General features: G+C 56.9%; 2 protein-coding genes. One reads left to right on the forward strand and one right to left on the reverse strand.

Annotation, left to right across the window (positions count from 1 at the left end):
• A partial coding sequence (locus GXX82_18290) for a prepilin-type N-terminal cleavage/methylation domain-containing protein (protein NLT24988.1) occupies positions 1-178 on the reverse strand: 178 nt, incomplete at its 3' end.
• A gap of 293 nt (positions 179-471) precedes the next feature.
• Between GXX82_18290 and GXX82_18295 the strand changes: the two genes are divergently transcribed.
• Positions 472-2,610 (forward strand): hypothetical protein, encoded by a 2,139-nt coding sequence (locus tag GXX82_18295; GenBank protein NLT24989.1) that lies wholly within the window; start codon positions 472-474, stop codon positions 2,608-2,610.
• Positions 2,611-2,740 lie beyond the last annotated feature (130 nt).

The following is a 2,740-nucleotide window of genomic DNA, read 5'->3' on the forward strand; positions in this document are numbered from 1 at the left end:
GGGTCTGCGAAAGAAGTTCGACCTGTGCCCTCGCCGCGGCCTGCTTGCCTTTGCCGAGTTTCGGAAATACCTTGGGACCGACCAGAGCCACAAGGAGCCCGACGATGACCATGACGACGAGGAGTTCAACGAGCGTGAAGCCTCGTCTGTCCGTGCGATAGGGGTACTGAATTTTCATGCGTCCTCCCTCAATGCCGTGTGTTTGTTCCGGCGATAACGTTTTGAAAAAAAGATTAATCCGGCGAGGTTCTTTTGTCACTACCTCGGCTGGCCTGGTCATCACATTCTGCGGCCTAATGGTACTATTTCGGGATTTGGCTCCCCTCGCGTCGGCTGCGGGTTCTGCCGTGCAATGGCGGTCGCCCTGTTGAAACCATAATGCGTCAGGTCTATCCCATTGCGGTGTGAAGTTGCTCTACTTAGCTCTAGAATCCTACTAGTTTTGAAGAAACTACAGTGGGTGATGAATCGATGACAAATGTCAGAAAGCTCATATTGTTGTCCTGTCTCTTTTTCGTGCTCGTCGTACCGCCGTTATATGCCGCCGACAGTCCTCAAAAGGCGGCACCATCCCGGGAGACACCAGAGGCATCGGCGCCGAGGGGGGAAGCTGACGCGCAGTCGGCGCTGCCTTCAGCCGCTGTATCCCCATCGGCGAAGAACGAGAACGTGGAAAAAAAAGGGGAGTCGGCCGGTGATCGAGGAAAGATCTTGCCCCCGGGGAATCCGTCCGCGCCTCTGGCGAAAACACCCTCGCAGACGAGGAAGCACGGCGTAAGGGCCGCGAGCCCCGTGAGCCTGTCCTTTGATGACGCCGACATGTATCAGGTCATCCAGACCGTCTTCGGTGAGATCCTGAGGGTCAATTATATTGTCGACCAGAGGGTGAAAGGGCGGGTCACGTTCCGTTCCGTTACCCCTGTCGAGGGCGACAAGGTGCTGTCCGTCATGGAGGTCATCCTCAGGCTCAATGGTGTGGGTGTTGTGGAAGAAGGTGGCCTGTACAGGATCGTACCGATCGGTGATGTCGCCCGAGAACCAGCCGAAGTGACCGTCGGTAGAGATCCCGATTCCATCGAGGTCGAAGGCAAATCGATCATACGTGTCGTGCCTGTCATGTACAGTCAGTCATCGGAGATCGTCAAGCTCATCACCCCCTTCCTCACGACAACCGCCGTGGTCATTGATGTTCCCAGCATCAATCACATCATGCTTGTCGACACCGACGCGAACGTTAGAAGACTACTAAAGCTGATCGATCTCTTTGACAGTGAACAGACAAAGAAGAAGAAACCCCAGGTCTTTGTCTATCATGTCCAGAACAGCAAAGCGAAAGACATAGCGAACATTCTGCAGCAGGTGTTTCTTTCCTCCGGACGAGGCGGCGCAGCAAATCCACCCCTTGCTGCGTTGCCTTCCGCGGGGAAGACGGCAGGCGCATCCGGCGCCCCGGCGGCGCGCAGCGGTCCGGAAGGCGGATTGATCGTGTCGGGTTCCCAGGCAGGAGAGGGCCTTATTTCTCCCATAACGAAGATCATCGCCGAGGAGAATCTCAACTCCCTCATTATCCTCAGCTTGCCCGAAGATTATGAGGTCATCAAGGAGGCCATCCGGCGCGTCGATATTATCCCGAGGCAGGTCATTATCGAAGGGGTGATCGCGGAGATCACCCTGAAGGATGACCTGAAACTCGGCGTTTCCTGGGCCCTTCAGTTCTCGCCGGGCGGTATGAACGGCGTGTTGGGGGCAGTGGACGGGACCGTCGGATTCGATGTGCCCGGCGCGACAGCGACGAGCACGACAGGGAGTGGAACATTCACCTTTGCGGGGACCGTCGGGGGTGACTTCAAGACGGTCATCGATACGCTTGCGACGCAATCGAAGGCGAAGCTTCTTGCCGTGCCGCGTATACTGGTGACGGATAACAAGGAGGCTCGGATCCAGGTGGGTGAGCAGGTCCCCATCGTGACAACGGAGACGATCGCGTCCACAACGACCACCGCTCAGCGGACCATCCAGTACAAGGACATCGGTATCATCCTCAAGGTAAAGCCCCGCATCAACGAAGGCGGACTTGTCACTCTCGACCTCGCCCAGGAGGTCTCGTCCTACGACACGATCACCCTTTTCGACGGCGAGACCAACATCATTGTCAAGAAGACGGAGGCGACGACGAACCTTGTCGTTCAGGACGGCCAGACGATCCTCATCGGAGGGCTTATCAGGGAGGACATATCTGCGGCACGATCGGGCATTCCGTACCTCAGCAAGATACCGCTTCTCGGATATCTCTTCGGCAGTACTACGGACGAAAATCACCGCAAGGAACTGATCATACTCCTCACCCCGCGAGTCATCAAGAACCAGCACGACGCCCGGAAGGCCACGTCCTCCTATGTTGACGACATAACGAAGACAGGCAAGGGAAAGCTGAAGAAGGAAGAGCTGATCCGCGACGTTCCCCGGCAGGACAAGGACGGGAAGAATGATGCCGGCGAAACCAGGGAAGGGCGGGGAACAAAGGAACACGAGGCGACGCACACAGAGGTGCCGTCGGCCGGAGAGGAACCAGCGGCGAAGGCGGCGGCGCGGAGCACAGGAGAGTCATGAACGGCAAGACGATAATTCATCTCTCCACGGAAGAGTTTCCCAGGGTGCCTCTTGTCATGGACGGCATAGCGACGCGTTTCATCAGGGAGAACAGGATCATCCCCTTTGAGTGGAAGGATGGTACGCTCAA

This window comes from Syntrophorhabdus sp., from assembly GCA_012719415.1.
GTDB lineage: Bacteria > Desulfobacterota > Syntrophorhabdia > Syntrophorhabdales > Syntrophorhabdaceae > Delta-02.

Coding starts and splice junctions, on each gene's coding strand:
- GXX82_18295 (NLT24989.1), top strand. CDS start 472: ATGACAAATGTCAGAAAGCTCATATTGTTGTCCTGTCTCTTTTTCGTG.